The following is a 17,856-nucleotide window of genomic DNA, read 5'->3' as shown; positions in this document are numbered from 1 at the left end:
GATCAGATATGCGCAAATTAGTTGTAGGAATAGCGATTGCTTCTTTAATGGGATGTTCAATGGGTCATCGGAATCCAGTGGAAGTTAAAGAAGCGCTCAATGAATCTATCAATCAAGCGAACAGCCGCACATTGGAAGAAATCCCTTCTTCTGTTGAGGCAGACTTGATGCCAAATTTAGACTCGAACGTTGCATCAGAGCAAGGCACCTCGAAGCGTTTTCGTATTCAGGCGAATGCGGTCGATGCAAGAAGCTTTTTCGCCTCATTAGTGAAAGGCACTGAGTACAGCGTGGCGATTCATCCATCGGTACAAGGTAATATCACCGTCAACTTGTCAGATGTGACATTGGATGAAGTCCTGAATGTCGTACAGAATATGTATGGCTATGACGTGGTGAAGTCTGGCAAAGTTATTCAAATCTACCCAGCAGGTATGCGTACGGTGACCATTCCAGTCGATTACCTGCAGTTCAAGCGTTCTGGTCGCTCATTAACCAGCATTGTTACGGGCTCTGTAACCTCGGCTGGCACGTCTAATTCTGGTGGTAGCTCAGACAGTTCTGACTCGTCAGACTCTAACAATGGAAACAACAACGATAGCTCGACCACATCTACGGGCGGTACACGCATTGAAACCATCACTGAAAGTGATTTCTGGCCGATGCTGCAGCAAGCTGTTGCGAATCTAATTGGTTCAGGCAAAGGGCAAAGTGTGGTTGTAACGCCACAAGCGGGAGTTATTACGGTTCGAGCATTTCCAGATGATATTCGCGAAGTACGCGAGTTCTTAGGTGTATCGCAGGAGCGCATGCAGCGCCAGGTCATTCTTGAAGCTAAAATCCTAGAAGTGACGTTGAATGATGGCTACCAACAAGGCATCAACTGGTCAAACTTATCGGCGTCAATTGGTAACTCGGGTAGTATCGTAGTCAACCGCCCTGCGTCGACATTACCACCATTGGATGCGATTGGCACGCTATTGGGCGGTCAAACTAACGTGACTATTTCGGATGGTAACTTCAATGCAGTGTTGAGCTTCATGTCTACGCAAGGTGACTTGAACGTCCTTTCGAGCCCTCGTATTACCGCTGCCAACAACCAAAAATCTGTCATCAAAGTGGGTACCGATGAGTACTTTGTTACCGAGCTATCGAGCAATGCAGGCAACGGTGAAAACTCAAATGCAGTTCCTGAAGTGGAACTGACGCCATTCTTCTCGGGTATTTCCCTCGATGTAACTCCGCAAATTGATAACAAAGGCAATGTGTTCCTGCATGTTCACCCCGCAGTTATTGAAGTCACGGAAGAAGTGAAGCAATTGAACTTGGGCGGAGATTTCCAAAACATCCAACTGCCATTAGCGAAAAGCTCTATTCGTGAATCAGACTCGGTTATTCGTGCTAAAGATGGCGATGTTGTGGTTATCGGCGGGTTGATGAAACAGCAAAATCGTGAGCTTGTTTCTAAAGTCCCATTTTTGGGCGATGTACCAGCACTGGGGCATTTGTTCCGCAACGTGAATAACGTAACTGAGAAAACAGAATTGGTCATCTTGCTAAAACCGACCGTAGTTGGCGTGAACTCTTGGCAGAAAGAGCTAGAGCGCTCTCGTGATCTGCTGCAAGAGTGGTTCCCAGATGCGCAATAAGCGCTGGGAAAGGTTCTGTTTTTCAATAGGTTTGTGATTCGAGTATGTACTTGTCACACTTTGGGTTCCGAGTTCAGCCTTTTTCGTTAACCCCAAATACAGAAATGTTCTTGGGGTTAGTCCCTCACTATGAGGCGATCCAAACCATCCTAGCTGCCGTGCAAATGGGAGAAGGGGTGATTAAGGTGACGGGAGAAGTCGGCACTGGAAAAACCATGGTATGCCGTAAGCTGATCGAGCAGATTGAATCTGAAGTTGAGCTTATTTACTTACCCAATCCAGTGTTGAATGGGGAACAGTTGCAGTTTGCTGTCGCCAGAGAGTTAGGTATCGAGAACGATGATCCGCTGCGCATCGTTTCCCTCATTCAAGAGCACTTGATTCAAGTACATGCCTTGGGAAAGAAAACCGTCTTGATCGTTGATGAAGCGCAAGTTCTTTCCCCACAAGCTTTAGAAACATTGCGTCTATTTGGCAACCTAGAAACGGAACAAGATAAGCTCATTCAATTGGTGTTATTCGGACAACCTGAGTTGGATGAAAGATTGGCTAACCATGAGCTAAGGCAGTTTCGTCAACGCATTACGTTTAGCTGCCAGTTACGTCCTCTCTCTATCGATGAAGGCGTGGCTTACATCAATAATCGTTTAGATAAAGCAGGCAATGGGGCGCACATTTTTTCTATTGAACAGAAAAAAGCGATTTGGCGTTCATCCATGGGGATTCCGCGCTTGATAAACCAAATTAGCCACAAGTCGTTGCTTGCTGCATTTAATGAGCGTTGCACACTATTGAAAAATCATCACGTTTACGCCGCTATGCACGATACGTTTGATGCCCGTAAACCTAAGTTTAAAACACCCGTATTTTGGGGATGGAGTCAACCTTGAGTGCCATCAATAAAGCATTATCAGAACTTGCTGAAAAAACATCGCCGTCAGAGCTTACTCGTGCGGAGATTCCAAGTGTCTCACGCAGTAAACCTTGGCTTTGGCTTGTCGCCGGTTTTTCGTTAAGCCTTGCGGTTGGTAGCTGGGCGGTCTCTCGCGGTCCTGTCCCTTCAGGCGAGCTATCACAGTTTCAAACCGACGCTATGCCACTGTCGTCTGTGAATGTCTCACCAATTGTTTCATCGGAGCGCACTCACTCGCCAACGAGTAAAATGACGCCCGATACAACTCAAGTGGTTTACACCAAACCAGCCACACAGCCGGTAGCGCAACAGCCTCACATGCAAGAGACTGATAGGTTCACGCCAAGATCTGAGATAAATATCGCCTCTGATGATGCAGTTTTACTCGCGCAGTTAGCAACGATGCCGAGCGAGGAGCAATACGATCACGTAACCCACACAACATCAGAAAACAGTTCAATGCGCATTGAGCAGGTTGAGCTTACTCACCGCCAATTATCTCTTAAAGCGGTTAGCCGAGCGGAAAAAGCACTGGATGCTAACGATATGCAAACGGCGTTATCGGCTTATGCCGAGGCGTTGCGTTATGAGCCAATGAATGCAGACACGCGTCAAAAGTTATCAGCGTTGTACTTTGGTAAAGGTGACACGCGTAAAGCATATGAGATTATTCAAGAAGGCATCAACCTAGATACGAACAACCAAGTACTCCGCTTGGCCTTGTCTAAGTTGTTAGTGAAAGCTAATCAACCTGAAGCGGCGCTGAGCCCGCTTGTTCATTTGCCTCCAGTACCAAGTCGAGATTACTTGGCGATGCGTGCTGCATTGGCACAAAAACACAAGCAAAATGACATTGCGCTTGAGAGCTATCAACTCCTCACTCAGCGTGAGCCGGAAAACGCGCGCTGGTGGTTAGGTTTGGCTATTCAACAAGAGCGCGCCCTGGCTTTTACTGCCGCGATTAACTCTTACAACCAAGCTCTGGGTAAAGTTGGCATTTCGAATCAATCGCAAGCATTTATCCGTGACCGTTTGAACATCTTGAAAGAGTTGGAGAGCGCACAATGAAAATTCAGTTGAGAAAACGCTTGGGCGATCTTCTGGTTGAGGAAGGTATCGTCTCTGAAGAACAAATCCAGCAAGCACTAAACGCACAACGCATTACCGGGCAGAAGTTAGGGGATGCGTTAATTGACCTTGGCTTTATTACTGAAAAGCAAATGTTGGACTTCTTGTCTCAGCAGCTTGGTTTGCCACTGATCGATCTTGGTCGTGCGCCTGTGGATGCCGAAGCCGTGCAGATTCTACCTGAGGTACACGCACGTCGCTTACGTGCGATGGTCGTTGCTCGAAATGGGGACACACTGCGCGTTGCTATGAGTGACCCTGCGGACTTGTTCATCCAAGAATCATTGATGAACTTGTTGGGCCAATACAACCTTGAGTTCATTGTGGCTTCGGAGCGTCAGCTTATTTCAAGCTTTGACCGTTATTACCGCCGTACTAAAGAGATCGCCTCCTTTGCTGAGCAGCTGCATGAAGAGCATAAAGATGTACAAAGCTTTGATTACGGTATTGATGAGGCCGACAGTGAAGAGGTTACCGTTGTAAAGCTGGTTAATTCCATGTTTGAGGATGCGGTACAGGTTGGAGCTTCGGATATTCATATTGAGCCAGACGATCAAGTGTTGCGTTTGCGCCAGCGTATTGATGGCGTATTGCATGAAACGCTCTTAAATGAAGTAAACATTGCATCGGCTTTGGTTCTTCGACTGAAGTTGATGGCACAGCTAGATATTTCTGAAAAGCGCTTGCCACAAGATGGCCGATTCAATATCAAAGTTCGTGGCCAATCAATTGATATTCGTATGTCGACGTTACCAACGCAGTACGGAGAATCTGTGGTAATGCGTCTGCTTAACCAGTCCGCTGGTTTGCGTCCGTTAGAAGAGTCAGGCTTGCCGCCAGACTTGCTTGCTCGCTTACGTCGACAGTTGGCGCGTCCGCATGGCATGATTTTGGTTACCGGGCCGACTGGTTCCGGTAAAACCACCACGCTTTACGGCGCATTGAGTGAGCTCAACGAACCTGGGAAAAAGATCATTACAGCAGAGGACCCGGTTGAATATCGTCTGCCTCGCATCACTCAGGTACAGGTTAACAGTAAGATCGATCTAACTTTCTCGCGTGTTCTTAGAACCTTTTTACGTCAAGACCCAGACATCATTCTTGTTGGTGAGATGCGTGATCAAGAGACGGTAGAAATTGGTCTGCGAGCTGCACTAACGGGTCACTTAGTATTGAGCACTCTCCACACCAACGATGCTGTCGACAGTGCGTTACGTATGATCGATATGGGTGCGCCGGGTTACTTGGTTGCTAGTGCAGTCAGAGCCGTGGTGGCGCAGCGTCTTGTGCGCCGAGTTTGCCCAGATTGTAAAACAGAAGACCACTTAGATGAGTCTCGCCAGCAGTGGTTAGCTGGGCGTTTCCCAAATCAAGTTAGCACCATTTTTTATAAAGGCGCAGGTTGCCAAAACTGTAACTTGACTGGTTATCGAGGCCGAATCGGTGTGTTTGAAATGCTCGAACTTGAGCAAGAGATGATGGATAAATTGCGCGCTAATGATGCGGTTGGCTTTGCGCAAGCCGCGCGCCGCTCAGAAAACTATAAGCCACTGCTTGCTTCTGCAATGGAACTGGCGCTACAAGGCACCGTCAGTTTGGACGAAGTGATGACCCTAGGTGAGGGTGATGCTTCTGGTAAGACTGATCCCATTTTCATATAGGTAAGTGAATGCCAACTTTTCGTTATCAAGGCCGCACGCTAGACGGCTCATCCACTAACGGCAAAATCGAAGCAGTGAACTCAGAAGCTGCGGCGGAAGCATTGATGAACAAAGGGGTCATCCCGCTCAATGTACGTTTAGAGAAAGAGTCGGCAAAAAGCCAAGTGAGCTTATCTAAGCTGTTTGTGCCTGCTATTCCGTTGGAAGTAATTATTCTTTTCTCTCGCCAGTTGTTTAGTTTGACTAAAGCTGGCGTACCTTTGCTGCGCTCTATGCGTGGCTTGTTGCAAAATTGCGAAAACAAACAGCTCAAAGAGGCGCTAGAAGATGTCGTTTCTGAACTGAGTAATGGCCGAGGTTTGTCTTCTGCGATGCAGCAACACAGCAAAGTATTCAGCCCACTATTTGTTTCTATGATCAACGTCGGTGAGAATACGGGTCGGCTTGACCAAGCGCTATTGCAACTGGCGAATTACTACGAACAGGAACTTGAGACTCGCAAACGCATTAAAGCGGCGATGCGTTATCCGACGTTTGTCATTATCTTTATCACCATTGCCATGTTTGTATTGAATATCTTGGTGCTCCCTGAGTTTGCATCGATGTTCACGCGCTTTGGGGTTGAGCTACCACTGCCGACGCGTATTTTGATCGCGACTTCTAATTTCTTTGTTAATTATTGGGTGTTGTTGATTGTGGCAATGATTGGCGCGTTTGCGGTTTTCAGAGCCTGGGTGGCGACGGCTGATGGTCGGGAAAAGTTCGATAAGTTTCGGCTTCGGCTGCCAATTGTGGGCGATATCGTTAATCGCGCGCAGCTTTCCCGTTTTGCCAGAACCTTCTCGTTGATGCTGAAGTCAGGCGTTCCACTTAACCAGTCTTTAGCTTTAGCCGGGGAAGCCTTAGGGAACCGCTTTTTAGAAAATCGAATTCTTGAGATGAAATCCGCGATTGAAGCGGGTAGCACCATCTCAGTAACAGCCATCAACAGTAAAATCTTTACCCCTTTGGTGATTCAGATGATTGCTGTAGGGGAAGAAACCGGTCGTATTGATGAGCTGCTGCTAGAAGTGTCGGATTTTTACGATCGAGAAGTTGATTACGATCTAAAAACACTGACCGCAAGAATAGAACCGCTACTTTTGGTGATTGTCGCAGGCATGGTCATGGTGCTAGCACTGGGTATCTTCCTGCCAATGTGGGGAATGCTAGACATCATCAAAGGCGGCTAATAGGTGGTTGAAAATCAAAGTCGGGCGACGCTAATCGTTTTTGGGGTAATTGCTACCATCATTGCTGTTGGCTTGGCGGTCAAATTACGTCCTGTTACCGAGCAGGCGCAAGTGACCGGAGCGAAGTTGGCGAGAGTTTGGATGCAAGATAGTGTTCAGCGTTATCGTCAAGCTTGGTTAGTACAAGGCGAGCCAAAACATATGCTGATGGATGGTTTTAATCTCACCATGACTGAGGGCGGGCTAGTGTCTCCCTTTACTCAACAAGGTGTTTTAGATTGTGGTTATTGGCTAGCAGTCCATTATCCACAACGTAAAATAATGACCAATAAGTTAATAGATATCAGTGGAGCCATCAAAACTGATCGTTATGTCTGTCACTATACTTATGAAAATGGTCAGTCGATTGTAGTTATTTCAACAGCTAATCAACTGAAAATAGACGTCGAAATGTCGGCGGAGTGAATTTTTTGACACCTAATCACTATAATTGGTAATGAAAGTCGGTATAATGCAATCATTACCATAAGTAAGACGCTGTAATAGAGGGTAAACAATAATGTGTTTTTCTCATTGCAGCATGAACTGAATAATGGCGAATCGTCATTCTGCTCAAGCGGTAGATATAGTATCCACTTCACGGTCAGTTTTAGTGAACGTTGCTGCCCCAAACCGTTTTGACAATATCCAAAATGGTCGCGTGACCTAAACGAAACTTTGCAGTTGTACTGCATGCTTACATAGAGAGAGTAAACAATGAAAAGACAAGGTGGTTTCACCCTTATCGAATTGGTAGTGGTAATTGTAATCCTAGGTATTCTAGCGGTCACTGCAGCACCACGTTTCCTTAACCTACAAGATGATGCTCGTAAATCTTCACTTCAAGGCCTAAAAGGCGCTATTGATGGTGCGGCAGGCATTGTTTATGGTAAGGCTGCAATTGATGGTATTGAAGCTAAAGCAGCAGGTGATGATGTTAAAGTTGATGATATTACGGTTGCGTATGGTTTTCCTACGGCAGATGAGACAGGTATTATGAAAGCGGTTAATGGTCTAGATGTAACCACTGGTGACTGGAAAAAGGTGTCAAGCGTGACAGATAAGGGCAGTGAGAGTATTACATTTAGTTTCAAAGGAGCAGCTGATAAAACAACGACATGTGTGGTGAAATATAATCAAGCACAAAGTTCTGCTGCTGCTTCAACTGAGCTTGTGTTAGGCTCAGGCTGTGGCGCGTAATCTAATTGAAAAGGCCAGCTAGTCTGGCCTTTTTCTCTTTACTTTGATTAATCTCGGAATAGTTCATATGCGTCAATCATCGGGTTTTAGTGCAATAGAGTTTGTCGTTGTGCTGATTATCTTAGGTGTGATCGGTTATGTGGTATTACCAAGATTTATCAGCTTTGAACCAGAAACTTATGAGGCTAAGTGGGAGCATACTAAGCAGACCGCAGAGCATGTTTCTGAGACGCTGAGCAATAAAGAAACGTACGATCGAATTGAAGAAGAGATTGGTCGTTCAAAAGAGTAAAGTCACTAGACATTGGTTATTTGTTCATCTGTTCACACTTCGGATCGAAAAATTATAAATCTATCATTATTCTCATAATTTCATCGTATACTTATCTCGCTTGTTCTAAGCCTAAGGTTGGGTTATGAAAATTCGCAGCTCTGCATTAGGGTTCACTTTAATGGAGTTAATCCTCGTGATTGTTCTCCTCTCTATCCTTTCACTTTTTGCAGCCAGCCGTTTTATGGGCTCAGGCAGTTTTTCTGCATATGCATTACAAGAACGCGTGATTTCTGTGATTCGCCAAGTGCAGGTGAATCGTATGCAGTCGAATTTTGAAAAAAAAACTGATAATAACTTTCGTTTACAAGTTTCTAGCTCATGTGTTGGTTCGGTTGCTGCCTGTGAACTAACAGGTAGTGCGCAAGATGCTCGTAGTGACGTGGTTATCGATAAGTCCGCAAAGTTTTCACTGACCAATGCCGTAACTAATCCAATCGAGTTTAATTTGTTGGGTAATCCTATAAATTCTGCGAGTGGTGGAGTTTCAATCCTGATTGAAGATAAGCATGGTCGAAGCCGCTGCCAAGTTGAAATTAATTCTCAAGGTTATGTTTCTAAAGGTACATGCTCATGAAGAAATCTAGTGGCATGACTTTGATAGAAATGATCATCGCAATTGTTTTAATGGGTATTGCGATGGTGGCGTTTACTTCTTTTCTTGTCCCTCAAGTTCGAGATTCAGCTATTCCTCATTATCAAACCCGCGCCGCCGCATTAGGCCAAGGTTTTATGTCTCAGATATTGGCGCGAGGCTTTGATGAAAACAGTGATTTTGATGGCGGCACCATTCGATGTGGTGAGAATGGAGTGAGCTGCACTGACGTAAATAAATTAGGTGCGGATAAAAAACTAGACGGTTCCTTGGAAACAACGCCTAGTGATTTCAATGATGTCGATGACTATATCGGGTGTTGGAGCACATCTACAACAGCTTCTCAGTGTGATGGTGCCTCTAGAGGGAATATCAGTGACGTACTTGGTGCGGACAGTACTGAGCAGTACAAAAACTTTAGATTAGAAGTTAGCGTTGCCTATGATGATCTGACGGATAAAGCTCCCGATGAAATAACCGAATACAAAAAAGTAACATTAAGGATTTTTGCGGGGAACACGCAGCCCCTTACTTTAACAGCTATTAAGGGGAACTACTGATGAAAGATCGTGGTTTCACCTTAATGGAAATGATAGTTACGATTGTGGTCGGCAGCTTCATCATGTTGGGGATAGCTGGGTATGTCCAGTTAGGAATGAAAGGTTACGCTGATACTATCGATCGCCAACGAATACAAACGCAGGCTCAGTTTGTTTTAGAAAAGATGACACGTGAAATCCGCCATGCTGTACCAAATAGTTTTTATGAACCCTCAAGCAACTGTTTGGCGTTTGTGCCTATCGAGTTCTCTGGTTTTTATCTTACTCACAACCAAGATTTACAGTTCTTGCTTGGTAATGATCCAAAGTTAAAAACATTAAGGACCAATCGCTGCTTAGTGATTAACCCTAGTCGATATAATGATTTATTTCCAACGGAATTTGGTGGTAAGTGCCCTTCGATCGATGACATTAGAAAATTAACTGAGCCTAAGCTTTCTCAATCGTTTCAAGTTGGGGGCCTTCATAGGGTTGTAGGTGAAGATGGGAAAACACTAGAGCCTTTTACTCTCAGTGATGCGGCTGATTACTTGGCTTCTAGTTCAATCTCCGACCGTCACTATATCTATAAAGATAATTCTCAGGTTACGTATTGCTTTGATAGTGATAGCGGTGAGTTGACTCGTCAAGACTCTAGATACAATCGCTCGATCACGGTTGCGAAAAATATCGATACATCCAAGAGTGAGATGCACTACAAAGAAGCAACCCTTCAGCGCGGTGGCCTTGTCCATATCAATTTGGAATTTGTTCAAGACGGTGAGCGCAGTGTTTACCAACAAGATGTGCAGGTACTCAATGTCCCATAGAAGAAAGCCTCAAGGCAATGTCTTAATCATCGTGCTGTTCGTCATTATCGTGATGGGCTTTTTGGCTTCCTCTTTAATGAAAGTGACATGGTCGAATCAAAGCGGATTAACAAGAGAGTTTTTGGGAACAAAAGCTTGGTTTGTTGCTCAGTCTGCAAATGAGTGGGCATTGACCAAGATGTATCCGTTAAATGCCAGTACAACAGATATCGCGACCGTATGTAGTGGGGAGGTCAGCGGTGCCGTTCCGCTGGTAGCTGTGGGAAGTGGGTGCAAGGTTAATGCGATGGCATGTACAAATATAGGTACTTTCAATGAGGGTACCCCTGACGCTGAATCTCTTTTTAAGGTGCAGGCCACGGCAACGTGTGGTTCTGGGGTTATACAGGTACAGCGTCAGCAAGAGGTTTGGGTAAAGGAGTACAAATGAATACAAGAATACTAATTATAATTTCTGGATTGCTGTTTTTTTCTGGAAATGCTTTTGCTACTGTTTTCGATCTCACGCCTTGGTATAGCTGGAAAGGAAAGATATATGCTAAAAATAGCCCTTGTCCAGGGAAGGGCAGTTACAACTACAGTTTAACCATTTACACTTGCTCAAAGGGATTATCGCTTGATCCCGGCGATAAAATCTTAACCAATAACCAAACCAGTTGGCTGCGTATAAAAAAATACGTGAGTTTTGGCGGTTATAATACCATCGGTAGCCCGAGCAACTCTTTATCGTTGGATCTCAACGGAAATTCATTTGCTGCCTCTAACCTGACTCTTAATGGCCATATTGATAATGGTAACTATATAGAGCTATCTAACTCGACTGTGCTAGGGACGGTAAGAAGTACCAAAGATGGTGTCAAGCTGACCAATGTCGATGTCGGCCAAAATGTTATCGCTAAAAACTATGTAGATGTTTCAAACGGTGCTATCCATGGATACCTTGACAGCAGTCATAGTGGTATTCGTATTAATAATGCATTTGTTGGCTCATATCTCATCGCGAAGCAAGAAATTGAAGCTTTCAATAGCTCGGTTAACGGCAGTATCACAAGCTCTAATGGTGGGGTAGATATTGATGCGTCTGGCAGTGCCAGCGCAAAGTCTGTGAGTGGTCATATTACGGCTAAGGGGGCCGTCACGGTTAATCATTATCAGGTAAGCCAGCAAATCTCATCGGATGGTTATATTGAACTGACTAACACTAAAGTTGCCAGCTATGTAAGTACAAATAGTAATAGCAGTCCCGCTGTAGTCATCCAGCAAGGTTCAGATGTTTCAGGCAGTATTATAAGCAAAGGGTATATCAAAGTAAGCCATTCTTCCGTGAGCGGCAATGTAGATAATACTCAAGGCAGCAATCAGGGCATTTTAGTTGAAAGTAGTCAGATAGATGGTGATGTTTTAGCTAAAGGCTATGTGGATGTTCAAAACTCCCTTGTTGATGGTGAAGTCGTCAGTTCTAACGATGGCGGTCGGATCAATAGCTCAAGAGTGAAAAGTGATGTTGAGGTTAAGGGGTATCTAGAGGTAGTTAGTAATTCTTATGTGTGTGGTACAGCATCAAGTGAAAATAATGGGGCAAATATCAGTAACGCCTATATCGGTGATGATGTAAACACTAAAAAGTACCTGAGCGTGACGAACTCAACAGTGTTTGGCACGGCAGGTGTTCTTAATGCAGGAATGGCTTTGTCTGCAGCAAAAATCCTAGCGGACAGTAAGGCTTTAGAGTTTCCAAGCAATAGGTACATTGAGTTCTCTAATAATACTACCCTTTGCGGTACTGCGAATTCATCGTATTCCTATGATGGAAACCTCGTTGCGTATTGTGGGTTAAGCGATCCAAAATGTAGTGCACAGCAATCGAAGGGTAAATGTCCTGTTGATTTAGTGAGTAGTTCAGAATATAGAGATTTTTATGATTACTGTGGCATTACGCCGCCAGAGCCTGAACCAACTTTACCTGATCCAAAAAAATGTATTGATGTTGAGGCCTTTGCTCAAGAATCTGACCTTGAGCAAAAGTGGGCAACTATGGGTTACTTTAGCGGTGATTATAATGGACAGGGTGGTGCAGAGCCTAAACCATTTATTCACAAGAATCGTTTGAGAATAACCAACAATGTGCAGGGCCAAGCTGCAGTTGGCGCATACAACTATATATTTCCATCAAGCAACAACATTATTGAAGTTGAATTTGACCATTTTGCGTACGATGGTAACCGTAACAACACTGGTGCAGATGGGGTAGCGATTGTGTTTTCGGATGCAAGTGTTCCACCATCTACTGGTGCATTTGGTGGGCCGTTAGGTTATGGCGTGAAACCTGACGGCGGAGGCATCGAAGGGTTTGCTGGAGGTTGGATCGCTTTTGGTATTGATGAGTATGGTAACTTCTCTAATGAAGGCAGTTATTATCAAGATAAAAATCCGCTTGATAGTAGCCCTGGACAGAATGATCATTCAATAACAATACGAGGATCGGGTGAGAAAAAAGGTCCTGGTGAATATATTGACACGAACAACCATCGTATAGGTACGTTCCCTGAAGGATGGTTCGGTGGATATCGCTTTATTAAAAAGAACAGTAACGTTGGCAAGCTTGATGATGAGTCAAAGGACGAGATTCACCGTTATCGGATGACTATTGATTCACGGGCTATCGATGGTCGAGACGCCGGGGTTTATGTCTCTATCAAAAGAGCCAGCTACCAAGGTAACCTCAAAGTTGATGTTGATGATAGAGGGAAACTAAAAAGCTATAACCTAGATTGGGAGGACATTATTGATTCTTTCAATATCATGCAAGGTTTTGCTCAATCGACTGCTCCAAGTGAATTTCGAGTGTCTGTAGCGGGTTCTACTGGCTTGGTAAAAAATGTGCATGAAATTGATAACTTCCAAATATGTGCCGACGAATTCCAGCCACTTACAGAAGGTATCCATCATTTTGAGTTTGATTACTCCGGCTCTGGCAGTACATGTCAGCCGTCTGATGTCACTCTGAGGGCATGTATGGATAAAGACTGTAATACGCTTTATCCTGGCTCAATAACCGATGCCGAAGATTTGCACGTAACTCTTTCCCCCAGTGCGGGGCATCATGTTGCTAATTGGGAACAAAGTTCACCAATTAGCTTTAAGGGGTCTACTAATCTTCAGATTCGAGGCTCTAGAGCGGGTGAAGTTACTATGGGTATTGCACACAGCTCGGTTCCACAGTTCGGTTTTGAGGATACACGTTGTCGAATTAATGGTGGTGAGCTTTCGGCCAAATACTGTAAGATTAAATTCCGTCGCAATACGTTATCTATCGTTGCTGAAGATGTCATCGCTAACAAGGAGTCTTCAGATAGCAACTTTTTTGAATTTTGCTCATCTAGTTCAACAACCGATACTACACGTAATATTAATATGAGCATGAAGCATACCGTAGCTCCGATAGTGCAGCCAGATGTTACGTTAAACTATATGAAGAGAGAGGGGGATACTGCGCCGGTTTGGAGCTCGGACAAAACTATTTCAGAGAAAGGGAGTACTTACCTTAAGGATGTATACTTTAATGATAATGGGCAAGCTAAGTTTAAGTTTACTTATCCTGAAGTAGGTCAAGTTTCGTTTATTGCTTCTGTTGAGGGGATTCAAGATTCCGAGGGTGTTGGCAAATTTGTGAGTTATCCACATCGCCTCCAAGTAACTGCAGGTGGGCGGTGTAGCAGTATTAACTCTGGGTGTGATAGTCGGTTTGTTTCAGCTGGTGAGGAATTTACTATGAGCATCACTGCTTTGCAGTATAGTGAAGATGGTAAAGGTCATATACCAGCTAAAAACTACGAAGAAGAACAAATGGTTGTGTCAAATGAAGTTGTGTATCCCGCTATAAGTGCTGGCGGAAAAAAAGCAGAGCTTCTCACAGACACATATAAACATATTGCTTCTGATGATGCTAAAACGTTATTTCCTCAAACTGTGTCAGAGGTAGGTGCGTTTGAATTTTCAATAAGTGCGCCCAAAGGCGATGTTGAAAATACGTCTCTCTACCTTGGTAAGAGTTCATTCTTGATTCAGCCCGCGACCATTACACTTGGTCGTTTCTATCCTAAGTTCTACACGTTGCGCGGGCAAAATTGGGACTATGCTGGAAGTCAAAGCTTTAACTATATGAATCAAAACTTCGATTCTATGTGGTATGAAGTAGAGGTATTGACTGGTGGGGATTTTCCAAAATCAGTAGAAAATTATAAATACTTCAACAAAGAACATGTAGCATCTTTTGAGTTGAGTGATTCATTGAATCGGTTTAATGCTCAGGGGAATTTAACACCTTCTTGGGTAGACGCATTGGGAAGTATTCAACGCTTCACACTGACTCCCCCATTAAGTGGAGAGTGCAATTCGGCAGAAGGATTGTGTTGGATGAAAAAGACTCCTGCCGCAGGTTACGAAGATGGACCTTTTAATCTTAATGGCAACACCATAAAAGCGACAGATATAAAGGTTGGCGTGGCAACAGAGCCAGATCCTATATCGGTGTATGGTAATCCAGTTCTTTCTATGCAACCTGATATCCGCTTTGGTCGTGTAGGCCTAGATGATGTTGGTGGAAATCAGGGTGCGACCTTACATATTCCTCTAAGAATCGAATACTGGAATGGTAGCCGCTTTATCGCCAACCCTAATGACAATCAAACCGATGTGAAAGGTGTCACTGCTGCTGAAAGGCATATTTGGCCAACAGGTACTGATGCTGATCCTAAAGCGGTTACACTAGGAGCTGGTGGTGAAGTGTCTTCTGGTTCTTCTCGATCTGTTACTGCAACTCAAGCTGAACCATACCGTCAGCAAACGCGCGTTTGGTTAGATCTTGATGACTCTGAAAATGGTTTACCATGGCTCAAATATGATTGGGACAATGATGGCTCCGAAGAAAACCCATCCTCCGTCGTCACCTTTGGTATTCATCGAGGTAACGATCGCGTGATTTACCGTGGTGAGCCAGGGTTAACCGGACAGTAACAACTTAGGTTTTTGCCCTTAAGTTAGGAAACTGCAAGAAATTGAGGCTTTCTGCTCATGTTTGTGTACCAATACCTTGCTGTGACAGCGAGGCATTGGTACATTTAGAGCAATTTTTGTCTTCTATATTTTTGCAGGATGAGCGAAGAGTATGTTTAAGAAACTTCGTGGCATGTTTTCTAACGATCTATCTATCGATTTAGGTACAGCCAACACTCTAATTTACGTAAAAGGGCAAGGAATTGTCCTTGATGAACCTTCTGTAGTTGCTATTCGTCAAGATCGTGTAGGTTCTGCAAAAAGCGTTGCTGCAGTCGGTCACGCAGCAAAACAGATGCTTGGTCGTACACCTGGCAACATTTCCGCTATCCGCCCAATGAAAGACGGCGTAATCGCTGATTTCTACGTAACCGAAAAAATGCTTCAGCACTTTATCAAGCAAGTGCACGATAACAGCATCCTAAAGCCAAGCCCACGTGTTCTTGTTTGTGTTCCTTGTGGTTCTACCCAAGTTGAGCGTCGCGCAATTCGTGAATCAGCACTTGGTGCTGGTGCCCGTGAAGTTTACCTAATCGACGAGCCAATGGCGGCGGCAATTGGTGCTGGTTTACGCGTATCTGAGCCGACAGGTTCAATGGTGGTTGATATCGGTGGTGGTACAACTGAAGTTGCCGTTATCTCTCTAAACGGTGTGGTTTACTCATCGTCTGTACGTATCGGTGGTGACCGCTTTGATGAAGCTGTGATCAACTACGTACGTCGTAACTACGGCAGCTTAATTGGTGAAGCAACGGCTGAAAAGATCAAACACGAAATCGGCTCTGCTTACCCTGGCGATGAAGTTCAAGAGATTGAAGTTCGCGGTCGTAACCTTGCAGAGGGTGTGCCACGCAGCTTTAGCTTGAACTCAAACGAGATCCTAGAAGCGCTTCAAGAGCCGCTATCTGGCATCGTATCAGCAGTCATGGTTGCACTAGAACAGTGTCCACCAGAGCTTGCTTCAGACATTTCTGAAAACGGTATGGTACTAACAGGTGGTGGTGCACTACTTAAAGACCTAGACCGTCTACTAATGGAAGAAACTGGTATTCCTGTGGTTATCGCGGAAGATCCACTAACGTGTGTTGCGCGTGGTGGCGGTAAAGCTCTAGAAATGATCGACATGCACGGTGGCGATCTGTTCTCTGAAGAATAAAGGTTTAGGTGAAGCTCATGTCGGGCTTCACCTTCATTTCTGCTCTCTCTGTAATTCAAACATGCTCCATACCTAAAAGTATTTAGTTAAGTATTTTTAGGTGCCAAGTAAGGCTCAATAATCATGGAAGCAATCAGGTCAAAAACAAGATGAAACCGATTTTCGGCAGAGGTCCGTCTCTGCAATTACGTCTGTTTTTTGCTGTCATCGTGTCGGCGAGCTTGATGCTGGCCGATAGTCGTCTAGATACGTTTTCCAACGTTCGATACCTACTAAACAGTATGGTTGCACCGATTCAGTACGCAGCGAATTTACCTCGTAGTATGTTCGATGGCGTATTTGAACGTTTTAATTCTCATCAGGCATTGGTTGAAGGCAATCGCAGCTTAAAGCGAGAAGTGCTACGCCTGAAAAGCGAGCTTATCTTGCTCGACCAGTATAAAGAAGAAAACCAACGCTTACGTAAGTTGTTAGGATCTTCATTTGTCCGTGATGAAAAGAAAGTCGTGACAGAAGTAATGGCGGTGGATACTTCACCTTATCGTCATCAAGTGGTGATCGATAAAGGCCGTATTGATGGTGTTTACGTTGGTCAGCCTGTTATCAATGAGAAAGGCATCGTTGGTCAGGTCACGTTTGTCGCAGCGCACAACGCACGTGTTCTGCTGCTAACGGACGCGAAAAATGCAATTCCTGTCCAGGTGATCCGCAATGATATCCGAGTGATCGCATCGGGCAATGGTGAAATGGATGAAATCCAACTAGAACACATTCCAACCAGCACAGATATTCAGGTTGGTGATTTATTGGTGACATCCGGTTTAGGTGGCATTTACCCTGAGGGATATCCAGTCGCGACGGTTACCAATGTGGATCACGATACGCGTCAAGAGTTCGCTTCAATCAAGGCTGAGCCGGTTGTGGAGTTTGATCGCTTACGCTACCTACTGCTGATTTGGCCGAATGAAGACCGTCAACACAAAGTACTGCGGTCCAATGTAGATGAAGGGTTAGAGCAAGAACAAGAGGTAACCGATGGCCAATAATGTATTGAGTAGCCGAATGGTGATTGGCGTCAGTTTCTTCGTTGCGCTGGTACTGCAAACCATTCCATGGCCAGGTGTGTTAGATGTGTTACGTCCGTCATGGTTGTTCCTTGTCACGTGTTATTGGGTGTTGGCACTACCGCACCGAGTGAACGTCGGAACTGCGCTAGTGTTGGGCTTATTGTGGGATATCTTGATCGGCTCAACGCTTGGAATTCGTGGCATGATGATGTCGATCGTTATCTACCTTGTGGCGCTGAATTTCCTGTTGATTCGCAACATGGCATTGTGGCAACAGTCGATTTTAATTGCCTTTTTTACTGCGTTATTGGAAGTTTTGATATTCTGTGGGGAATATTTGAACCAGGACGTAGTATTTAATCCATTATCTCTGTGGACGGCGGCAATAAACTGTATACTTTGGCCATGGATGTTTTTATTAATGCGACGAGTTCGTCGTGCATGGCACGTAAGGTAAAGCG

Annotated in this window: 16 protein-coding genes; all 16 read left to right on the top strand. The window is 44.7% G+C overall.

The features are described from left to right. The first annotated feature begins 8 nt into the window (after nucleotides 1–8). The 16 genes from mshL to mreD all read left to right on the top strand — a co-directional run bounded on the left by mshL (nucleotide 9) and on the right by mreD (nucleotide 17,852). The gene (gene mshL, locus R7F64_RS20615) at nucleotides 9–1,649 is read left to right on the top strand and encodes a pilus (MSHA type) biogenesis protein MshL (RefSeq protein WP_115386322.1); all 1,641 of its coding nucleotides are present in this window, start codon (nucleotides 9–11) and stop codon (nucleotides 1,647–1,649) included. 44 nt (nucleotides 1,650–1,693) lie between these two features. Continuing rightward, complete coding sequence (locus R7F64_RS20610) at nucleotides 1,694–2,539, top strand: ExeA family protein (protein ID WP_104979765.1); 846 nt, start codon at nucleotides 1,694–1,696, stop codon at nucleotides 2,537–2,539. After that, nucleotides 2,536–3,630 carry a tetratricopeptide repeat protein gene (locus R7F64_RS20605; RefSeq protein WP_171344981.1) on the top strand — a complete coding sequence of 365 codons (1,095 nt, stop codon included), beginning with the start codon at nucleotides 2,536–2,538 and terminating at the stop codon, nucleotides 3,628–3,630. The genes R7F64_RS20610 and R7F64_RS20605 overlap by 4 nt, the downstream gene beginning before the upstream one ends. After that, nucleotides 3,627–5,351 carry a GspE/PulE family protein gene (locus R7F64_RS20600; RefSeq protein WP_318072052.1) on the top strand — a complete coding sequence of 575 codons (1,725 nt, stop codon included), beginning with the start codon at nucleotides 3,627–3,629 and terminating at the stop codon, nucleotides 5,349–5,351. The genes R7F64_RS20605 and R7F64_RS20600 overlap by 4 nt, the downstream gene beginning before the upstream one ends. Before the next feature lie 8 nt (nucleotides 5,352–5,359). After that, nucleotides 5,360–6,583: a type II secretion system F family protein gene (locus R7F64_RS20595; RefSeq protein WP_318072051.1), complete on the top strand. Its 1,224-nt coding sequence runs from the start codon at nucleotides 5,360–5,362 to the stop codon at nucleotides 6,581–6,583. A gap of 3 nt (nucleotides 6,584–6,586) precedes the next feature. Then, the gene (locus tag R7F64_RS20590) at nucleotides 6,587–7,048 is read left to right on the top strand and encodes an MSHA biogenesis protein MshF (protein ID WP_065274904.1); all 462 of its coding nucleotides are present in this window, start codon (nucleotides 6,587–6,589) and stop codon (nucleotides 7,046–7,048) included. Nucleotides 7,049–7,339: 291 nt separating this feature from the next. Next, nucleotides 7,340–7,822 carry a type II secretion system protein gene (locus tag R7F64_RS20585; protein ID WP_318072050.1) on the top strand — a complete coding sequence of 161 codons (483 nt, stop codon included), beginning with the start codon at nucleotides 7,340–7,342 and terminating at the stop codon, nucleotides 7,820–7,822. Between the two features lie 67 nt (nucleotides 7,823–7,889). Then, entirely contained in the window at nucleotides 7,890–8,114 is a 225-nt protein-coding gene (locus tag R7F64_RS20580; RefSeq protein WP_318072049.1) for a type II secretion system protein, read from the top strand. A gap of 124 nt (nucleotides 8,115–8,238) precedes the next feature. Further along, complete coding sequence (locus R7F64_RS20575; protein WP_256913807.1) at nucleotides 8,239–8,730, top strand: type II secretion system protein; 492 nt, start codon at nucleotides 8,239–8,241, stop codon at nucleotides 8,728–8,730. After that, nucleotides 8,727–9,308, top strand: a complete 582-nt coding sequence (locus tag R7F64_RS20570) for a type II secretion system protein (protein ID WP_256913808.1) — start codon at nucleotides 8,727–8,729, stop codon at nucleotides 9,306–9,308. Before R7F64_RS20575 ends, R7F64_RS20570 begins: the two co-directional genes overlap by 4 nt. Next, nucleotides 9,308–10,117: a PilW family protein gene (locus R7F64_RS20565; protein ID WP_256913809.1), complete on the top strand. Its 810-nt coding sequence runs from the start codon at nucleotides 9,308–9,310 to the stop codon at nucleotides 10,115–10,117. Before R7F64_RS20570 ends, R7F64_RS20565 begins: the two co-directional genes overlap by 1 nt. Then, nucleotides 10,107–10,547, top strand: a complete 441-nt coding sequence (locus R7F64_RS20560) for an MSHA biogenesis protein MshP (RefSeq protein ID WP_318072048.1) — start codon at nucleotides 10,107–10,109, stop codon at nucleotides 10,545–10,547. The genes R7F64_RS20565 and R7F64_RS20560 overlap by 11 nt, the downstream gene beginning before the upstream one ends. Further along, nucleotides 10,544–15,133, top strand: coding sequence for a DUF6701 domain-containing protein (locus R7F64_RS20555; RefSeq protein WP_253657683.1), 4,590 nt, complete (start codon nucleotides 10,544–10,546; stop codon nucleotides 15,131–15,133). The genes R7F64_RS20560 and R7F64_RS20555 overlap by 4 nt, the downstream gene beginning before the upstream one ends. Nucleotides 15,134–15,284: 151 nt before the next feature. Next, entirely contained in the window at nucleotides 15,285–16,328 is a 1,044-nt protein-coding gene (locus tag R7F64_RS20550) for a rod shape-determining protein (protein WP_005381144.1), read from the top strand. Between the two features lie 149 nt (nucleotides 16,329–16,477). Next, entirely contained in the window at nucleotides 16,478–17,374 is an 897-nt protein-coding gene (mreC, locus tag R7F64_RS20545) for a rod shape-determining protein MreC (protein WP_005381142.1), read from the top strand. Further along, nucleotides 17,364–17,852 carry a rod shape-determining protein MreD gene (gene mreD, locus R7F64_RS20540; protein ID WP_005381141.1) on the top strand — a complete coding sequence of 163 codons (489 nt, stop codon included), beginning with the start codon at nucleotides 17,364–17,366 and terminating at the stop codon, nucleotides 17,850–17,852. Before mreC ends, mreD begins: the two co-directional genes overlap by 11 nt. Nucleotides 17,853–17,856: the final 4 nt, after the last annotated feature.

This window comes from Vibrio sp. Vb1980, assembly GCF_033338615.1.
GTDB classification, from domain to species: domain Bacteria; phylum Pseudomonadota; class Gammaproteobacteria; order Enterobacterales; family Vibrionaceae; genus Vibrio; species Vibrio alginolyticus.
The sequence above is the reverse complement of the archived record's forward strand: the minus strand, read 5'-3'. Positions and strand labels throughout refer to the sequence as shown.

What these genes read in the sequence shown, in the direction of transcription:
- mshL (WP_115386322.1), top strand. Translation starts at nt 9, where the DNA reads ATGCGCAAATTAGTTGTAGGAATAGCGATTGCTTCTTTAATGGGATGT.
- R7F64_RS20610 (WP_104979765.1), top strand. Translation starts at nt 1,694, where the DNA reads ATGTACTTGTCACACTTTGGGTTCCGAGTTCAGCCTTTTTCGTTAACC.
- R7F64_RS20600 (WP_318072052.1), top strand. Translation starts at nt 3,627, where the DNA reads ATGAAAATTCAGTTGAGAAAACGCTTGGGCGATCTTCTGGTTGAGGAA.
- R7F64_RS20595 (WP_318072051.1), top strand. Translation starts at nt 5,360, where the DNA reads ATGCCAACTTTTCGTTATCAAGGCCGCACGCTAGACGGCTCATCCACT.
- R7F64_RS20585 (WP_318072050.1), top strand. Translation starts at nt 7,340, where the DNA reads ATGAAAAGACAAGGTGGTTTCACCCTTATCGAATTGGTAGTGGTAATT.
- R7F64_RS20580 (WP_318072049.1), top strand. Translation starts at nt 7,890, where the DNA reads ATGCGTCAATCATCGGGTTTTAGTGCAATAGAGTTTGTCGTTGTGCTG.
- R7F64_RS20575 (WP_256913807.1), top strand. Translation starts at nt 8,239, where the DNA reads ATGAAAATTCGCAGCTCTGCATTAGGGTTCACTTTAATGGAGTTAATC.
- R7F64_RS20570 (WP_256913808.1), top strand. Translation starts at nt 8,727, where the DNA reads ATGAAGAAATCTAGTGGCATGACTTTGATAGAAATGATCATCGCAATT.
- R7F64_RS20565 (WP_256913809.1), top strand. Translation starts at nt 9,308, where the DNA reads ATGAAAGATCGTGGTTTCACCTTAATGGAAATGATAGTTACGATTGTG.
- R7F64_RS20560 (WP_318072048.1), top strand. Translation starts at nt 10,107, where the DNA reads ATGTCCCATAGAAGAAAGCCTCAAGGCAATGTCTTAATCATCGTGCTG.
- R7F64_RS20555 (WP_253657683.1), top strand. Translation starts at nt 10,544, where the DNA reads ATGAATACAAGAATACTAATTATAATTTCTGGATTGCTGTTTTTTTCT.
- R7F64_RS20550 (WP_005381144.1), top strand. Translation starts at nt 15,285, where the DNA reads ATGTTTAAGAAACTTCGTGGCATGTTTTCTAACGATCTATCTATCGAT.
- mreC (WP_005381142.1), top strand. Translation starts at nt 16,478, where the DNA reads ATGAAACCGATTTTCGGCAGAGGTCCGTCTCTGCAATTACGTCTGTTT.
- mreD (WP_005381141.1), top strand. Translation starts at nt 17,364, where the DNA reads ATGGCCAATAATGTATTGAGTAGCCGAATGGTGATTGGCGTCAGTTTC.